An 18,137-nucleotide genomic window follows, 5' to 3' on the forward strand; every position below is an offset into this window, starting at 1 on the left:
TCCTAGGAACATGACATTTGTTAACAAGCATATCAATAGAAGGTCCTTCCTCAAAGTATCTGCGCTGGCAGGCGGGGGAATGGTGCTCAGCTTTAGCTGGTTGGCGGGTTGTAAACCTACCACCAAAGAAGAACTTTTGGCTATGCCAAAGGAGTGGTTTGAACTGAACAGTTACATCAAAATCGGCGAAAACGGAACTGTGACGCTTTATTCTGCCAACCCGGAATTTGGCTCAAACGTCATTACCTCCATGCCAATGATCTTGGCTGAGGAGCTGGATGTGGACTGGAAAAAGGTAATGGTGGAGCAGGCAGATTTTTTCCCCGAGAGATTTGAAAGACAGTTTACCGGAGGTAGTCAGGGAATCCGTCAGGGTTGGACACCTTTGCGTACTGCAGGTGCCACTGCCCGTCAATTACTTGTCCTGGCCGCTGCACAGACTTGGCAGGTTCCCGCCGAAGAAATCACCACCGAAGCAGGCACAATCATCCATAAAGCAAGCAATAAAAAAGCAGGCTATGGAGAAATGGCTTCTTTGGCATCCACACTAGAGGTGCCTGAGGAAATCAAATTGAAGGAAATCAAGGACTTCAAGATTATCGGCAACAGCAAAAAGAATGTAGAAGGTCAGAAAATCGTGACCGGAAAACCTCTTTTTGCTATCGACCACAAGGTAGAAGGGATGCTTTATGCTGCGATCGTCCATCCTCCTGGATTTGGGATGAAACTGAAAGCATTTGATGGGGCTTCTGTACAGTCCATGCCCGGAATCAAAGATGTGTTTTCGATCAAGGTATTTAACGATGATTACGAAAGGAATGTCTTTGATACTGCAACTTTTGACGAAATGGTAGCCATCGTTGGTAATTCTACTTGGGAAGTATTGAATGCCAAAAAGGCTTTGAAAGTTGATTGGGAAAAAGCTCCTGAATCAAGTTTTACTGCTACAGGTTTTGGTGGAAATAAATCCAAAATAGTCGTCCCTTCAGGTATGGAAAATTCCGTAGATCACAAAGCCAAAATGGCTGAGTATTCCCAAAAGCCAGGGAATATTCTCAGAAAGGACGGCGACCCTGAAGCGGCATTCAAAAAAGCAGCAAAAATCATCGAACGCACCTATTCTGCTCCTTTCTTGGCCCACAATACGATGGAGCCTCTGAATTGCTTTGCCCATGTAACTGCCGACCAAGCCATAATCTATGGACCGACCCAAGCTCCTGAATTCATTGTCGGTACACTTTCCAACAGGCTTGGGTTGCCCAAAGAAAAGATCAAGGTTAACCTTGCACGTATGGGAGGCGGATTTGGAAGAAGAGCGTACAGCCACCAAATGGTGGAGGCAGCTTTGATTTCCCAAAAAGCAAATGCCCCTATAAAAATGATTTATACCCGCGAGGATGACATGACTTCGGGTGTATACAGGCCAACCTATACTGCAACCTACCGCGCTGCTTTGGATGAAAACAATAACATGACCGCATTTCATGTGAAAGCGGGCGGAATTCCGGAGACACCTATTGCGCCTAACAGATTTCCAGCAGGAGCGATTGACAACTACCTTGCGGAAGGTTGGGAAATCAATTCCAATATCACCATCGGGGCTTTCCGGGCACCGAGATCCAACTTTATCGCCAGTGCGGAGCAATCCTTCCTCGATGAATTGGCCGAAGAAATGGGCAAAGACCCGATTGCTTTCAGGCTAGAACTTCTTGATCGGGCCAAAACCAATCCGGTTGGAGAAAAGAACGATTACGACCCTGCCCGCTATGCAGGTGTGTTGGAGCTCGTAAGGGAAAAATCAAAATGGGATTCTCCTGAGCCTAATTTGCATCGTGGTGTTTCGGCGTATTTCTGTCACAATTCCTATGTTGCTGAGGTATTGGATATTGAGATCCAAAACAACAAACCTGTAGTCAAGAATGTCATCGCGGCAGTGGATTGCGGCATTGTGGTCAATCCGGATGCAGCCGCCAATATGGGAGAAGGTGCCATCGTGGATGGTATCGGGAATGCATTCTTTGGCGAGCTGCCATTCAAGGATGGGATTCCTGAAAAGACCAACTTCGACAAGTACAGGATGATCCGACAGGTTGAAGCACCAAAATCCATAGAAGTACACTTTGTCAAAAACGACATAGATCCTACCGGACTTGGCGAACCGCTTTTCCCTCCGGTTTTTGCGGCCTTGGCTAATTCCCTGTACAAAGCCACCGGAAGAAGGTACTATGACCAGCCCTTTGCCCCCCAACTCGAAATGCAGAACCTGACAATGTGATTTCTAAGTCAAGAAAAGGAAAAAAGTGAAAAACCGTACCCTGAGGAATTGGGTGCGGTTTTTTTATGGTTTATTGTTTGATTATTTTTCAATTATTCTGGGGCAAAAAAAGTCATGAGTTTTTTTAAGAGTAAAAAAACACCCAGATTCTAGTTCAAAACCACCAAATACTATTTCATTATTTTATTTTTTGAAACCTTGCACCAATTTGGTTTGAACATTAAACATTTCTAACCATGAAAAAAAAATCATTCAATTTCCGCAATTTTATTTTTTTATTGTTGGCATTCTTTTCTTCATGTTATGATGATGGAGGAACCGGCCCCGAGGAAAAGTTGAAATTAAATTTATTTACAGTACCTGATGGAGTTTATTCGGTAAATCACCAATTGAAAGCAACAATTCAAGCTGAGGAGGATTTACATTTGGCCTTTTTTGGTTCGGGAGGCAAAATCAATTCATTCTTTGTTACTGATGAATTGGCAAAAACACAAAGTGTGGTACTATTGGACGACTTTGGCGCACCTGCTTTCATGTATGGGATAAATTCCCAAACAGGGGAAAAAGAGGAAGGCCTAATTGAGTTTGAACCAATATCACCCGGGAGTTTTTTTATCAGGATTTACCATTATGATTGGATCCAGCGTATTGGCACACTGATCGTTGAGGGAAAAGTAGTAAAATCGGGAGGCAATTGGAATACTGAAACTACTTTTGTCACTGCCAATAAAAACCTAGATGGGGTTAAAGCGCGAACCGGTGTAAAAGGAGGTTCCTTTTATGCACCAATTCCGAGATTGGATTTGCTTAATCTTCGTCAGAACACCATACTTCAAACAGAGGATTTTGTAGCAGAATTTGGAGATTTCATAGAAAACTTCCGAAAGAATGATGTCCCTACTTTTCTTAGAGAAAAAGTGCAACCCATTGGAGATATTGCCCTTGTAATTGGAGGTGTTGGCGTCCTTTTAGGATCCCCCGCCTATGTACCAATCTTGGTTGGAGGGGTTGCCCTATCAGCAGCAACTAGAGCCAATGCATTTTTTGTAAGTGGCGGTCTGGACCGGTTGTTAGATAATCTTCAAAATTTGCAAAATAATATTTCAGAAGGTGTAAATGAACTCGTTGGTGGAACAGTTGAAGTAGTCAATGATTATCAAGTCCTAGCTAGAAATTATTGGAATAATTTGAATTTAGATCCTGGTTTAGATATTTCGCTTGAGGAAATACTTTCAGATCTGGAGGCGAAAAGGATATTTAATGAAAATACAGATCTCGACGATCTTCCGGATAGCCGTGGTGTAATTCATATTGCAATGTCTTGGAGCACCGGGGGAAATGATATTGATCTTTGGGTAACTGATCCCTCTGGGGAGAAAATTTATTTTGAAAACCCTAAATCAGCTTCAGACGGTTATCTTGACCTAGATGACATTGATGGCTTTGGTCCTGAGAATATTTATTGGATGAATGGAGCACCCGATGGGAAATATTCAGTTGCAGTTCATAATTATAGTTGCAGTGAAAACGGTTGTATCCCAACAACTTGTTATGTCAAAATCTCAAACGGGTTGGGAACAGTCCGGTCATTTGAAGGAAATCTTGTCAATAAAGATGCTGTCTGGAATGTGGTTACATTTACAAAAAGTGGTAATAACCTTATTTTTTAATTTCAAATAATTTGATTTGGAAGAGACAAGAATGGCGAGAAATCAAAAAAAACCGCACCCCGAGGAATTGGGTGCGGTTTTTTTGATTTTGATAAACAAACTTGAATTCAAGCGACAGTTACAGATAATACTTTGCTATGGTGTTTTTTTGAAAAGGCTTTAATTGAGCTCCCATTTCCAACAAATTCTTTTTTACCCTTTTGAATCTTGCTCACTTGAGAAAACCTAGTCAAACAACCATTGAAAATAATTTTACTGTTAAACCAATATATAGACCGGTTATAATAAAGTAAGAAAACCTCACCCAAATCGACCTTCCTTTAAATCGACTTATTATTTTAAGATGATTTCTATCATTTCCAAAATATGTCAAATGCATCGGTAACCAAATCAGAGCAAAAAGGACAATCCAATAATTATTATGGATAATAAAATCTTCTCTGATCCATTTGGTAAATGTAAGGACATTGGTAAAAGTTATTAGAGAGAATATGAAAGCAGCCCTAAAGTTCATATTCTTTAGACCAAATGAAAACTTATTTACCACTTCATAAAGAACACAATAAACAAACATACCATCCAATTTAATAGATAACTCTTTAAGCAAAAAGCTGGGTCAAAGTCTTCATTGAAATAAACATTTTTCCGCTGTCGGGTAATTTTATAAAATCAAATTTCTCATAAAACTTCTCCTCTTCAAAGCGTCTATCAGTAAAATCTTTCCGATTCCTTTGCCCTGATATTTTGTGTCAAATAGCCAATCTACCAAGTAAAGTAGTGGGAATGGAAATATAGGATCTAGGAAGCTTTTTTTGAATATGTTCAGGAAAACTGCTTAATGGAATGCTGTTATTGGAAAGGGTGTAATAGCCTTGGATTTGGTTTGAGGTACTTTCTGCCAACACAAAACAAGCTGAAAGCTTTCTTTTGATGTCTTGTCCCGCCTGATTTTTTAAATAGTTGTTCAAAAGATCTTTCCCACAGTCAAAAACATCTCTGTTGTGCTTTTTGTCTAAAAGTTCAATCATTACCTATTTTGAATTAGATAAAAAAGTCTTGTAATCATCTAAGGCTTTTATCAAATTTTCAGATGGTTCTTTTGGATTGGTGATGGCATCAAAGAAAATTTCTGCATCTCTTTCTGAGGCAAGCACCTGTTCTTTCTCTTTGATAATTTTCTTTGCTTTTTCCTGAACAGTAAGGATAACAAAGTCAGTCAGATTACGGTATCCTCCCAAATAGGCAGCTTTCTCAAAGAATTGTTTTTGTTCTTTGGGGAGCCTTACATCAAATCTTACACGTTCTTTTGTATCAGTACTCATGGCTTAACATGTTTTTTCAAATGTCCGTATAAAATCCGTAAAAAATTCAAGCAAAATTAAAATGATCAATAAGCTATAGTTTTTTACACATTACATACACCCCCACCAATCCCTTTTCAGGATGGCGGTAGGCTTCGGGGATTTCTCCGATGATATCGAATCCCAGGGATTGCCAAAGCTTCACTGCTGCTTGGTTGGTGCTTATTACATAATTGTACTGCATGGCAAGGTACCCTGCTTTTTTGGCTTCTGCCAAAGCAAAAAGTCCCATCTGTCTGCCGATGCCTTTGCCGCTTTCCTTTTCATCGACCATAAATCCCGCATTGCAGATATGGTTTCCCAATCCGGGTTGGTTTGGTTTCAGGTAAAAAGTGCCTACGATTTTACCGTCCATTTCTGCCACATAAGTGCTTTTGTCCGTACTCATCCAATACTCCATCATTTCCTGTTCCAAGCTATCTGGAGAAAACACATAAGTGCCTCCTTTGCGGATAATTGGCCGGATAATTTCCCATAGGGATTTGTGGTCTTTCGGGTTGCCTAATCTAAAAATTAGATTCATTTTCTGGTCGATTTATTTGAACAAGACTCAATGGCAAATTGATTGATTACTTTGAAAAACCGTTAAAGACTACGCAAAAAAATCTACAATAAATTAAAATAGAATTTATTGCAGTATGCCTAAATTTTAAGAGTTTTATCAATAGTTTATGGAGTATTGGATAATATTTTTTTACAACAATTTGATCAACTATAATAATCAGTTAGTATTGTGTTTATACTTAAATAATCAGAATAAATATGAAAAGATTAATATTCTCCATGTTGTTTGGATTTTTAGCCATTTTGGACGTTGCTGGACAGGAACTATACCATGAAGAATATGCTGTCATCAACGAGAATTTCAACCCAAGTAATTTCAAGGTTTATGGTGATAAGGTTGAATTATTTTACCATACATCAGAGATCAGGTTTTGGATTAGTTTATTGCGTTCGGAACACAACACCCTGCTTGGAAGGGGATGTCCCGAAGTAGAAGTTTTCATCAATAATAATATTGGAGAAATTTTTCATCAAATCCATAATGTCCCAAATGTAAAGCTTGATCCATCGCTGGTTAAAGGTCGAATTGAACTTACAGATATTTATTCTTCCAAGGTCAGAAAAATAACCTTTCCTCTAATTATTGATGAATATGCCTTTTTTTTGATGGTTAATGAGACTAACCAAGTGGTTGTTTTCCTAATGAAAGATTCTGAATCTGGATGGCAAAATGCTTGCAATATGATTCTTTACCATCCTCCTTTAATTGATTTTGTTCCTGCAAGAAAAGAAAAGTAAAAATACGTACAGTCTTCAAAAAGTATGCATGGAAATTAAATCAACAAACCTTCGAACTGAAATCCTTGCAGGAACGAGCACTTTCCTTGCGGCTTTCTACATCATCATCGTCAATCCTGCCATCTTGGCGGAGGCAGGCATGCCTTTTTCGGGAGCATTGACAGCGACGGTTTTGGTGTCTGCTTTCGGCAGTCTGATGATGGGATTTTATGCCCAAAACCCGATCGTAGTCGCACCCGGCATGGGAATCAACGCTTTCTTTACATACACAGCCGTCAAAGGTTATGGATTGACATATGAAGAAGCTTTGGGAGCGGTATTTTGGTCAGGTGTGATCTTTCTCTTGCTTTCAGTTTTCAAAACCCGGGAGAAAATCATCGCATCCATCCCTGTTGCGCTGAGACATGCGGTTTCGGCAGGCATCGGGTTATTTATCTGCTTTATCGGATTTCAAAATGCCCACTTTATCGTGGACAATACTGCCAAACTCGTAGGGATGGCCGCTTTCAAGGATCCTATCAGCCTGACATTTATGACAGGTTTATTGGTGACAGGCGCTTTGATCAGCCGCAAGGTTTCGGGAGCGATCATTTACGGGATTATCTTTACGACCCTTTTGGCTTGGCCGATCGGCAGGTGGTGGGGAGATGCTTCTGCTGTCAATTTCGGAGTGGCCACTATGGTCAATTACACCGGTTTGTTTGCCATACCGGACTTTAGTCTGGTAGGAAAGGCGGATATTTTGGGTTCGCTCCGATATGCCTATCTGCCGGTGATTTTTGTATTTACCTTCACGATTCTGTTTGACGGGATTTCCACTTTTGTGGGTTTGGCAGAAGCTTCGGGACTGAAAGATCCTGATGGCAGTCCGAGAAATATGCGCAAGTCTTTGCTTACCGATTCGATGGCAACACTTTTTGCAGGATTGGTGGGAAGCAGTTCGGGAACGGCCTACATCGAATCCGCGGTGGGAATCGAAGAAGGAGGAAAAACAGGGGCCACGGCTGTTACAGCCGGACTGCTGTTTTTGCCTTTTATGTTTTTCTCACCGCTGCTGTCCATCATTCCCTCCATCGCAAGTTCCATTGCCCTGGTCTTGGTGGGTTCCTTTATGGTGATGCCGCTGACCAAAATCAACTGGCGAAAACCTGATGAGGCGATCCCTTCTTTCCTCACCATTACTTTGATACCCTTTACCTACAGTCTTTCTGTGGGGATATCCTTTGGCTTTATCAGTTGGACCGCATTGAAGTTATTGACCGGCAAAAAAGCCGAAATCAACCCCATCCTTTTCGTGATCACCCTCCTTTCTATTTTCTTTCTTTGGCTATGAAAAAGTTTTTACTCCTTTTACTGATTGTTGGTTTTTCCTTTTCTGCCTCTGCCCAACGGATTGCGCTGATGGGCGCTTTGGATCAGGAGATCGCCATTTTGCTCGATTCCATGCAGGGACAAAAGAAAGTAAGTAGGGGCGGAATTGATTTTTACAAAGGAAAACTGAAAGGCAAGAAGGTTGTCATTCTTAAAGCCGGCGTGGGCAAAGTCAATGCTGCTTACAGCACGGCCGTACTTACCGAGAATTTTAAAATTTCAACACTGATTTTTACCGGAGTGGCAGGTGGATTGGATCCCGAAGCATTGCCGGGCGATTTGGTGATCGGGGAAAAGTTGGTGCAATATGACTTCGGGAAAGTGGATTCTTTGGGATTTTCTGTTGCGCCATTCAGGAAATTAAGTGGAGGTGGGCATGATGAATTATTCATTGATTCCGACAAGGATTTGCTCCGGATAAGCGAAAGTGCAGCACAAAAGGTGGTTTTTGTTCCGATTGCAAACAGGCAGCCAAAGGTTTTCAGCGGGGTGATTGCGACAGGGGATATTTTTGTAAGCAGCAACGAAAAGGCAAAATGGCTTTATACCGAGTTTGAGGCTTTGGCTACCGAGATGGAAGGGGCGGCAGTGGCGCATATCTGTAGGACATTGGACATTCCCTTTATTGTCATCCGAAGTTGCAGCGACAATGCCAACAACCACGCCCGCATGAATTTCAACCAATTTGTAGGTCCTGCATCAGAGAATTCCGCAAGGTTGGTTTTGGCGATTTTGGGGGAAATGGAGTAATTTAAATGGTTCTCAGCTTCTTTGCCAATAACCCTTAATTCCTTATCAGACAGGTCAGAAGACCGAAGTCGGAAGACCGAAGAGCCTGAAATTTTTTATCGGGTAAGAAATTTATTTAATCACCTTTCTTCCTCAGAGGATGGTCAACATGCTGCTATTCCTATCTGGAAGTCCCTAAAGGGACTTAAATAAAACTGAGAACTACAACTGAATCATCAAGACTTTAAAGAGCTGGTAACATCCGTCATCCCTGCCTGCGGTAGGCAGGCGTCATCGGTCAATTCACCTAAGCCAAAAAGCGAAATGCCACCCTCATATTTCACCAATTAAATCGCGAAAATCACCTTCCTGAATTTTTTTTGGCTGCATAGAAAAATTGTTGCTAAGTTGTTCAACCTTAAACCCTATTGAACAAATAAAAATCAATTTTAATGAAGAACAGAAGGGAATTTCTCCTCAAATCCGCCATCGGCGCTACCGGTTTGGTATTGGCGCCAACATGGCTGCAGGGTGCTCCGGCATTGATCAGGTCATACAACAAACCCGATTCAAAAATCAACGGCGTGCAGATTGGCTGCATCACGTATTCTTTTCGCTCCATGCCTGATCAAAGCCTTGAAGCCAATATCCGTTACATCAAAGAATCCGGCATCAGCGCCGTGGAAATGATGGGCGAACCTGTGGAATACTTTGCAGGGATGCCACAACCGACATTCAATAGGATGAGGGGTTTTCAGTTGGGCGGTAAACAGAGAAGGGGCGAGGAATTGACTGAAAGTGAAAAGGCCGAATTGGCAGATATCAGGCAGCAATCTGAAGCTTATGCCAAAGTAGTTTCCGAATGGCGGTCAAAAACGGATTTTAAGAAATTTGAGCAGGCAGGCAAAATGTTTAAGGATGCAGGTATTTCTCTTTATGCTTTCAAACCAAATACTTTTGGTGTCAATAATTCGGATATGGATGTGGCCTATGGAATGAAAGCTGCCAAAATCCTTGGCGCTAACCATGTGACCTTGGAGCATCCTTCAAATGATGCGCAGACTTTGAGGTTAGGAAAATTGGGAGATGCCAACAAGATGAAGGTAGGCTATCATGGACATGAGCAACAGACTTTTGGTTTTTGGGATACAGCTTTGTCCCAAAGCAGCAGCAACGGATTGAATTTTGACTGCGGTCATTACATCGCTGCGGGTCATACGGATATGATGGAACTGATCCAAAAACAGCAGGGAAGAATCTGGAGCATGCATGTCAAAGACTGTCAAACACCCGCAAACGGAAAAGGAAATCTCCCTTGGGGAACGGGGAATACCCCAATCGCTGACATCCTCCAATTGATTCGGGACAAGAAATACAAATTCCCTGCTACCATAGAATTGGAATATCAGGTTCCAGAAGGTTCGGATGCCGTCAAGGAAGTACAGAAATGCCTGGAGTTTTGCAGAAAAGCATTGGCTTAAGAGATAATGCGGTTCACCACAATTGTCAGCGGACAACCATTTAAGAAATTTTCCAATTTCAAAAACCCATTAAACCATGATAAAATTTTACAAGATAAATTGCCGATTAAATACGGTTTTTGGACTGGCCATTTTGCTCAGCTTGATTTCATGCAAAAAATCTGAAGACGCCTCCATCAAACCTGAGGACAACCGGTTTACAAAAGTCGTCTTGACCGAGGGCATGGACGAGCCGATGGAAATGACTTTCCTCCCCCAAAACAAAATCCTGTTGGTCGAGAGAAAGGGCGGTGTCAAGATTTTTGATGAGAAAACCGGGGAGATGAAGCTCATCGCCACTATTCCTGTCAATACCAAATACACCAACAAAGAAGGCAGGGTAAGGGAAGCAGAAGAGGGATTGATGGGTGTGATTGCACATCCTGATTTTGCCAAAAACTCCTGGATCTACATGTATTACGCAGACCCTACAGAAGCCAAGCATGTCCTTGCAAGGTGGGAATTGCATGGCGATTCGCTGTATGCCGATACAAAAAAAGTAATCTTGGAAGTTCCTACCCAAAGGGAGGAATGTTGTCATACCGGAGGAGGGATGGTATTTGACAAAGAAGGAAACCTTTTCCTGACCGTAGGCAATAACACTGTGAATCCGCGGGTAGGATCCTCCAACCTTGACGAGCGTCCCGGAATGGAGAGTTCAGATGACCAACGCGCTCCCGGCAATACCAATGACTTGAGGGGAAAAATCCTTCGGATTCATCCTGAAGATGATGGAACTTATACGATTCCGGAGGGAAATTTATTTCCTGTAGGAACTGAAAAAACCAGACCCGAAATTTATACCATGGGTCACAGGAATCCATGGAGACCTACTTTGGACAGTGAGACAGGGTATCTGTATTGGGGAGAAGTAGGACCGGATGCCTCCATCGATTCTATTTGGGGGCCAAAAGGATACGATGAATTCAACCAAGCCAAAGGTCCGGGATTTTTCGGTTGGCCATATTTTATCGGAAACAACCAACCCTACAACAAACATGACCTTGCTACCAATACCTATGGAGCACCATTTGACGTGAATAATCCTGTCAATGAATCGGTAAACAATACCGGTCTCAAGAATTTGCCCACACCTGTAGTGCCTGCGATGATCTGGTATCCTTACGGGGTTTCGGAGGAGTTTCCCATATTGGGAAGTTCGGGTAGAAGCGCTACGGGCGGACCTGTTTTCCGCAAGGCAGATTTCAAAAAAGAAGCGCCTTTTGTATTTCCTGCTTATTATGAAGGCAAGTGGCTGATTGTGGATTTTATGCGGGGATGGATCATGGCGGTGACCATGGATGAAAATGGAGACTACAAATCCATGGAGCGGTTCCTGCCCAATGAAACTTTCAGCTCGGCGATAGATATGGATTTTGGTCCGGATGGCGCATTGTATGTCTTGGAATACGGCAGCGCCTGGTTTCGTGGCAATGCCAATTCCCGTATTGTCAAAATCGAATACAACGCCGGTAACCGCAAACCAAATGTCAGCGCTTCGGCCGATAAATATGCCGGTGGAGTTCCCCTGACTGCCAAATTCTCCGCTGAGGGGACTTCCGATTACGATGATTATGATCAGGGTAAACTGAGTTTTGAGTGGAGTATAACTTCAGGTAATGGATTCAAGCAGGTATTGAAAGATCAAAATCCGGAATTTTCTTTCACAGAAGCAGGAACATACCAAGTGTTGCTTGCCGTCACCGATACCAAGGGAGAGAAAAATTCAGCCACTTTCGAAATCGTTGCAGGGAATGAACCTCCTGTTGTTTCGATTGATTTTGGAGGATTGAACAAAACCTTCTATTTCGGGGAAAAGGAATTTGCCTACACAATTCAGGTTGAGGACAAGGAGGATGGTACATCCGCTGAAGGAAAGATCAAGGCCGAAGAAGTCGCTGTGACTTTTGATTATGTGCCGGCAGGTTTTGACCCGATAGAAATTGCTTCCAAGCAAAGTGGCGCTGAGAACATGGCGATTTTGAATATTGGCAAAAACCTGATTGAAGCAAGCGACTGCAAATCCTGTCACCAATATGACAAAACTTCCATCGGTCCGAGCTACACCGCAGTGGCGGCTAGGTATCCCAAAACAGAAGAAAACACCAAATTGCTCATCGGAAAGATCATCAATGGAGGCAGTGGTGTATGGGGCGAACATGGGATGAGTGCCCATCCACAGTTATCTGAGGCAGATGCTCGGCGAATGGTTGATTTCATCCTCAGTATGAATGAAACCAAACCGACAGTGGCTTCTTTGCCACTCAGCGGAAAAGTCACGCCTGTGGTTCCTGAAGGGGAAAATGGTCAGGGAGGCTATCTTTTGAGGGCATCCTATGCTGATAAAGGTGCAGGAAATGTGGGTTCCCTCTCTGGGGTGGATTACATTGCTTTGCGAAATCCGTTCCTTGACCCGCAACTTTCTGACTTCAGAAAAGGGGTGAATCTGATGACTACGCCGAGAGTCAATTTCTTTATGATCGGAGACCAATCCCACATAGGATTCAAATCCTTGGACTTGACAGGGGTGCAGCAAATCGATCTTTATGTGGAGGTAAGTCCACGCAATGATGCTATTGGTGGTTCTGTGGAAGTGAGGGTTGGCTCCCCGACAGGTCAGTTGATCGGACAGAGTGAAGCCATGGTTCCAAAAGAGTCTGCATTCCGAAGACCTCCCGAAGGAGTCAATCCTGTAGCGTGGAGAAGGCAAAATGCCACCAAAGCCCAGGTTGTGTTGAATCCCACAGCGGGAAAACAGGATGTGTATTTCATCTTCAAAAATCCAAAAGCCAAAGGTGAAGAAATCCTGATGAGTATCTCTGAGATTGAGTTTAGAGATAAATAAGATAATCCGAAATAGGGAGAAATCAGGATTTTGGCTTCAAATGGTCGGATTATCGTCCACAGACCACAGCTAATAGTCCACAGCCACTTGTTTTGAACTTCAATTCGGCTTTTATAAATGGTAAGACTGATAGGTGAAATACCAGTTCACACAATCAAGGTTCCATTCAATAATCGAAAAAAACAAAAAAGCAGAGGCCGATGAGGTCTCTGCTTTTTTGTTTGAAAGCTAATCATCAAAAAGCTTCATCTGTCATATCGATATAAAACAAAAGCGGGAAAAATTCTTTCGAACTTTTCCCGCTTCACAAACTGAAGACCGTAATCTTCAAATCATGTCAAGCTGCAGTTATTTTGACTTTTCTCCCAGTTGCCCGGGTTCATAACCTTAGGTTTTCCGACTCTGATTCCGCCGCCTTTCGACTTTGGTCCATGATTCCAAGACTTCTGAGGTTGCCCTTCTCAGACTTTCTACGTTACCGTTTTCAGCCCCTTCATCTTTTCATCTTGAGTTTTTGACCCTAGTCTGAAATTTTACTTTCAGCCTTTTATCTCTCACTTGATAGAATCAAATTTATGCTTCAAATAATTGATTTCCAATAAATTGAGCAAGAATTTCTGCACAATTTTTCCACTGGAAATAAGCTTAAATCACAAAGTTATCCACATCCATATTTCACTTTCTCAAAAACAACCTAAAACCATCTTTATCCGTAAGGATCTTAATGTTCCTAAACCCCTGTTTTTATGAAAAGGTACCTTCTTCTTTTGGTTTTTGTCTTAGTTGCAAATTTTAGTTTTTCCCAAAGTAAAGTCACGCTCAAAGGCTACGTCATCCGGCCGTTTGGGGAATTTGCCGTCGGAGATACCGTCACCGTATGGGGTACCAGAAAAAATATCAATACCGGTGCGGTTCAATACTATATCAGGTCTTCCTTTGGGGAATATCGGTATTTCAATGAGGACAGGATTTCCCTTCTTGGCAACGACCTTGATTTTTGGGAAAATGTCTGGATGGAAAACAGGGCTGAAACCATCAATAAAAAAGGTTGGGAAAGTGGGCTCAGGCAGGAATTGATAGAAGATGCCATGGATTATTATTCCCAAGCCCTGGCTAACAACATGGTTTTGCAGGATGACATGCTCTATGATTATGTCTATCAATTGATCTATTCCATCCACCCTTATTCCATGCTTAAGGATAGGGCTTCGGATTTCAGTTTGGTCATTCTGAACTCTACCGAACATATTGCTTTTTCTTTTGACAATGGAATGATAGTGCTTACCACAGGCCTGATTGCGAGTACTGGTTCTGAAAATGAGCTCAACCTGATTTTGGCCCAATGCATTGCCCATGCTGTACTCGAACATAATCTTGTAAATTTAAACGAAGTGATTCGTGCTGAACGGAGAGCCAGGATATGGGGTACAGTTGCCACTGTAGCAGCTGCAACAGCCATGGCAGTTGATGAAGTCAACAACGGCGTTTACCATGATTATAGCTTGGCAGCGGATTTTGGAATGTCTGTTTATTTCCTTTCATCTCAAGTGCTAGATAACTTGGGGGCAGGTTATACTTCCGAACAGCAATTGATGGCTAAAAAAATTGCTTCCCAATTTATGGATGAGCATCCTCAGGTTAATTTTTTGGATGACCAACAATACCTCAACACGATTGCAAGTGCTGTTTCCATTACCGCTTGGCAGGAATATCAGCTCAAGAATTATAGCTATGCGCAATTACTCGCTTTGAAACTTGCAGAATCGGGTATGGCTTCGGATACAGATTACCTTTTGCTAAGCAGGATCCAAAGGAGAAAATCCAATGAATTTGAATCTAACCAGTTGGCAATGGAATATCTTAAGACAGCCAGGAAATTGGCTTTAGACCCCTTGCCTGAATTGGATAAAGAAGAAGGGCTGATATATGCCAGGCTTCAGCAACATGAAAAATCCATTGCAGCTTATCTGAAATACCGTGATAGCCTATTGGAACTTAAAGCAGAGGGAAAAAATGTGGAATCGGAATTGAGGATGATCAACCAATACCTGCAACGGAACTTAGGTCAAAAAGCTTCGGCTATGCTGAAAGAATCCGATGAATTGGATTGATAATTTAAAGTTTACGGAACCTTATATAATTAAGTGAAAATGGGTAAAAATACAATTTGCCTTTTTGCGGTTTAATTTCAAGCCCTAAAGGAGTGTTTGCTCTACCACTTCCGACTTCCTGATTTCATTAAAAATATCGTGTCATAGCATAAAAATTACTAGGGCCTAAAAGCAAAAGCGGGAAGAAATTCTTTCGAATTTTTCCCGCTTCATCACCTGAAGACCGTAATCTTCAAATCATGCAAGCTACAGTTATTGTGACTTTTCCCTCAGTTGCCCGAGTTCATGACCTTAGGTTTTCTAACTCTGATTTCTCCGCCTTTCGACTTTGATCCATGATTTCAAGACTTCTGTGGTTGCCCTTCTCAGACTTTCTACGTTGCCGTTTTCAGCCCCTTCATCTTTTCATCTCGAGTTTTTGACCTTAGTCTGAAATTTTACTTTCAGCCTTTTATCTCTCACTTGATAGTATCAAATTTATGTCTCAAATAATTGATTTCCAATAAATTAACAAATAATTTTTGCACAATTTTTCCACTGGAAAAAAGCTTAAATCACAAAGTTATCCACAATTAAGAGCCCGGGAATTTCCACAAAATATTGAAAGTCCAAATTGGCCTGCAATCCATTCTATCCAAGTCTCACTTTCATCTTGGCGACATTGATTTTTCTTTTGTTTTTTGATATCTTGAACAGCCCAAATAACCCTTCATGAAAATCTTTCATTACCTCATTGCCTTACTTTTCATCAATTTTACTCCTGAGGCATTTTCCCAAGAAAGACCTTTAAGGATCATAATGATCGGTGCCCACCCGGATGACTGTGACATCAAAGGCGGAGGAACCGCTGCACTATTTGTCCAAATGGGCCATCAGGTCAAGTTTGTCTCTGTGACCAACGGAGATGCAGGGCACATGAAAGAGGGCGGCGGGATGTTGGCCAAAAGAAGAATGGCCGAAGCAAAAGAGGCAGGCCGGAGGTTGGGTGTGACTTACTATGTTTTGGACCACCACGACGGTGAATTGCTCGCCACCTTACCTATCAGGTTGGAAATCATCCGCCTTATCCGTAATTGGGATGCAGATGTGGTCATCTCGCACCGTTCCAATGATTACCATCCGGACCACCGCTACACTGCCATTTTGGTTCAGGATGCCGCGTACATGGTCGGTGTTCCCAATATTGCACCTGATACACCGCCTCTGAGAAAAAACCCTGTTTTCCTTTATTTTCAGGACAATTTCCAAAAACCGTATCCATTTAAAGCAGACATAGCTGTCGACATTACTACTGTTTTGGATAAAAAAATAGATGCGATGGATGCCCATGAGTCGCAGTTTTATGAGTGGCTGCCATGGATCGGGAATTATGTGGCAGAAGTACCTGCAGACAAAGTGGAAAGAAAAGCATGGTTAAAAAGCAAGCGCATCGGTGCTCCAAATTCGGCTGTCCTTGAAGCTTTAAAAACCTGGTACGGAGAGACTAAAGTACTAAACATCAAGTACGCTGAAGCTTTTGAAATTTGTGAATATGGTGCCCAGCCCTCTAAAGAGGAAATTAAAAGGCTTTTTCCGATGCTGAAAAATTAATCACATAAACCTTCATCCACTTCTATGAAATCTGCTTTTAAATCCCTTTTTCCCGTTCTTCTGTTTGGTTCTATGATCTTATGGGTTTCTTGTAATCCAAGAAATCCCGGAAAAGAGGAACTGACTGAAGAGATCAACTTTACGATGCCCACTTTCAAACTCATAGAAACAGACACTTTCTTCTTCAATAATTTTGTCGACTGCAATATGGCTGAAGTTTGGGTTGGAGATACGCTCAGGATTTTTCCTGGTAAATACGGAGAGGATCCTGTGTGGGGATTTGCAGAAGACCTGAAGTTTGCAAGCGGATCCAATGCCGATGAGGTCTTCAGTACACCTGCAGCCGAATACATTGCCCCCAAATTGCCTGTCAATGCCCCTGTCGGAGAACCGGGATTGCATGGGGCAGTATGGTTTGAGACCGTTTATCAAGATGAAAAAGATCCGAGCGGAAGGACCTTGTACGCTATCTACCACAATGAAAATTATCCTGAAACCCTCCCTTACAATGAAGCAACCGGAGAAGGCTATATCGACAAGGACTGGCCTTTGGGTCTGACTGAAAGAATCACACCTGCGGCAGTTTGTAGGATTGGAGTCATGAAATCTACGGACGGTGGTTGGAGTTGGGAAAACAAAGGCCTTTTTCTCGAAGACAAACAACCCCGAATGATCCTCAAGCCACATAATATTTCTAAGACTTTTGCCGGTGGAGTAGGTGATCCTTCTGCTGTGGCTGTTGGCGAATATCTTTATCTTTTTTATGGTGAATATGGCTATCCCGGAACTTATGATGCAGCTTCCTATGACCCGATCAAAGAATGGAGTGGGCAATGCATCAGTATCGCCCGAATCCGGATTGACGAACTCGACGACCCTCAGGGGAAAGCCAAGAGATGGGATGGACAAGGATTCAATGCGGATTGGGATGGAATCGGTCAACCTGTGGCTTCCCTCCAAATGCCTGTCGAAAACGGTGGTGGTCCGGCATCTTCCCCAACAGGTGGATTTCATTGGGGGCCATCTGTCAGTTGGAATACCTATCTGGAGTGTTGGGTGATGATGATGGGAAAAGTGGAGGGCCAATCATGGGTTGGTGATGAGCTGTATATTTCATTCAATCCCCACAAGGAGTTGGGAGAGGGGAATAATTCCCAAGCTTGGACCAAACCTCAAAAACTCCTGGAAAAACCCGGACATGTGCTTTGGTACCCTTCGCTGCAACCCCTGAATACCCCTGATGACATTGCCAACAAATACACGAGTCTGCGGCTTGGGAAGCAGGCAAGGTTGTTTTTCAAATATTCTGATTTGGGAAAATACATGTCTGAATATATCGTCGAGTTTGAAAAATAAGCCAAAA

13 protein-coding genes are annotated in these 18,137 nt (G+C 42.4%); 10 read left to right on the plus strand and 3 right to left on the minus strand.

The window, feature by feature from the left end; translation table 11 throughout:
* The first annotated feature begins 10 nt into the window (after window positions 1-10).
* Both NU887_RS17310 and NU887_RS17315 read left to right on the plus strand, forming a co-directional pair.
* Window positions 11-2,275, plus strand: coding sequence for a xanthine dehydrogenase family protein molybdopterin-binding subunit (locus NU887_RS17310; protein ID WP_258424640.1), 2,265 nt, complete (start codon window positions 11-13; stop codon window positions 2,273-2,275).
* A 236-nt stretch (window positions 2,276-2,511) separates the two neighbouring features.
* Entirely contained in the window at window positions 2,512-3,945 is a 1,434-nt protein-coding gene (locus NU887_RS17315) for a YfaP family protein (RefSeq protein ID WP_258424641.1), read from the plus strand.
* Window positions 3,946-4,694: 749 nt separating this feature from the next.
* On the opposite strand, the gene NU887_RS17320 is transcribed toward NU887_RS17315, so the two are convergent.
* The 3 genes from NU887_RS17320 to NU887_RS17330 all read right to left on the minus strand — a co-directional run bounded on the left by NU887_RS17320 (window position 4,695) and on the right by NU887_RS17330 (window position 5,829).
* Entirely contained in the window at window positions 4,695-4,973 is a 279-nt protein-coding gene (locus NU887_RS17320; protein WP_258424642.1) for a hypothetical protein, read from the minus strand.
* A gap of 3 nt (window positions 4,974-4,976) precedes the next feature.
* Window positions 4,977-5,267, minus strand: a complete 291-nt coding sequence (locus NU887_RS17325) for a type II toxin-antitoxin system TacA family antitoxin (RefSeq protein ID WP_258424643.1) — start codon at window positions 5,265-5,267, stop codon at window positions 4,977-4,979.
* Between the two features lie 73 nt (window positions 5,268-5,340).
* Complete coding sequence (locus tag NU887_RS17330; protein WP_258424644.1) at window positions 5,341-5,829, minus strand: GNAT family N-acetyltransferase; 489 nt, start codon at window positions 5,827-5,829, stop codon at window positions 5,341-5,343.
* Between the two features lie 260 nt (window positions 5,830-6,089).
* On the opposite strand from NU887_RS17330, the gene NU887_RS17335 reads away from it, so the two are divergent.
* The 8 genes from NU887_RS17335 to NU887_RS17370 all read left to right on the plus strand — a co-directional run bounded on the left by NU887_RS17335 (window position 6,090) and on the right by NU887_RS17370 (window position 18,130).
* Window positions 6,090-6,608 (plus strand): hypothetical protein, encoded by a 519-nt coding sequence (locus NU887_RS17335; RefSeq protein WP_258424645.1) that lies wholly within the window; start codon window positions 6,090-6,092, stop codon window positions 6,606-6,608.
* 28 nt (window positions 6,609-6,636) lie between these two features.
* On the plus strand, window positions 6,637-7,941 hold the full coding sequence (locus NU887_RS17340) for an NCS2 family permease (RefSeq protein ID WP_258424646.1): 1,305 nt from the start codon (window positions 6,637-6,639) through the stop codon (window positions 7,939-7,941).
* Entirely contained in the window at window positions 7,938-8,729 is a 792-nt protein-coding gene (locus NU887_RS17345; protein ID WP_258424647.1) for a 5'-methylthioadenosine/adenosylhomocysteine nucleosidase, read from the plus strand. The genes NU887_RS17340 and NU887_RS17345 overlap by 4 nt, the downstream gene beginning before the upstream one ends.
* Before the next feature lie 431 nt (window positions 8,730-9,160).
* Window positions 9,161-10,189 carry a sugar phosphate isomerase/epimerase family protein gene (locus NU887_RS17350; protein ID WP_258424648.1) on the plus strand — a complete coding sequence of 343 codons (1,029 nt, stop codon included), beginning with the start codon at window positions 9,161-9,163 and terminating at the stop codon, window positions 10,187-10,189.
* 76 nt (window positions 10,190-10,265) lie between these two features.
* On the plus strand, window positions 10,266-13,073 hold the full coding sequence (locus NU887_RS17355) for a PQQ-dependent sugar dehydrogenase (protein ID WP_258424649.1): 2,808 nt from the start codon (window positions 10,266-10,268) through the stop codon (window positions 13,071-13,073).
* Window positions 13,074-13,819: 746 nt separating this feature from the next.
* Entirely contained in the window at window positions 13,820-15,184 is a 1,365-nt protein-coding gene (locus NU887_RS17360) for a M48 family metalloprotease (RefSeq protein ID WP_258424650.1), read from the plus strand.
* Between the two features lie 711 nt (window positions 15,185-15,895).
* Window positions 15,896-16,774, plus strand: coding sequence for a PIG-L deacetylase family protein (locus NU887_RS17365; protein WP_258424651.1), 879 nt, complete (start codon window positions 15,896-15,898; stop codon window positions 16,772-16,774).
* Between the two features lie 24 nt (window positions 16,775-16,798).
* Window positions 16,799-18,130, plus strand: coding sequence for a hypothetical protein (locus NU887_RS17370; protein ID WP_258424652.1), 1,332 nt, complete (start codon window positions 16,799-16,801; stop codon window positions 18,128-18,130).
* Window positions 18,131-18,137: the final 7 nt, after the last annotated feature.

Origin of the sequence: Aquiflexum gelatinilyticum, assembly GCF_024741135.1 — a bacterium.
Lineage (GTDB): Bacteria > Bacteroidota > Bacteroidia > Cytophagales > Cyclobacteriaceae > Cognataquiflexum > Cognataquiflexum gelatinilyticum.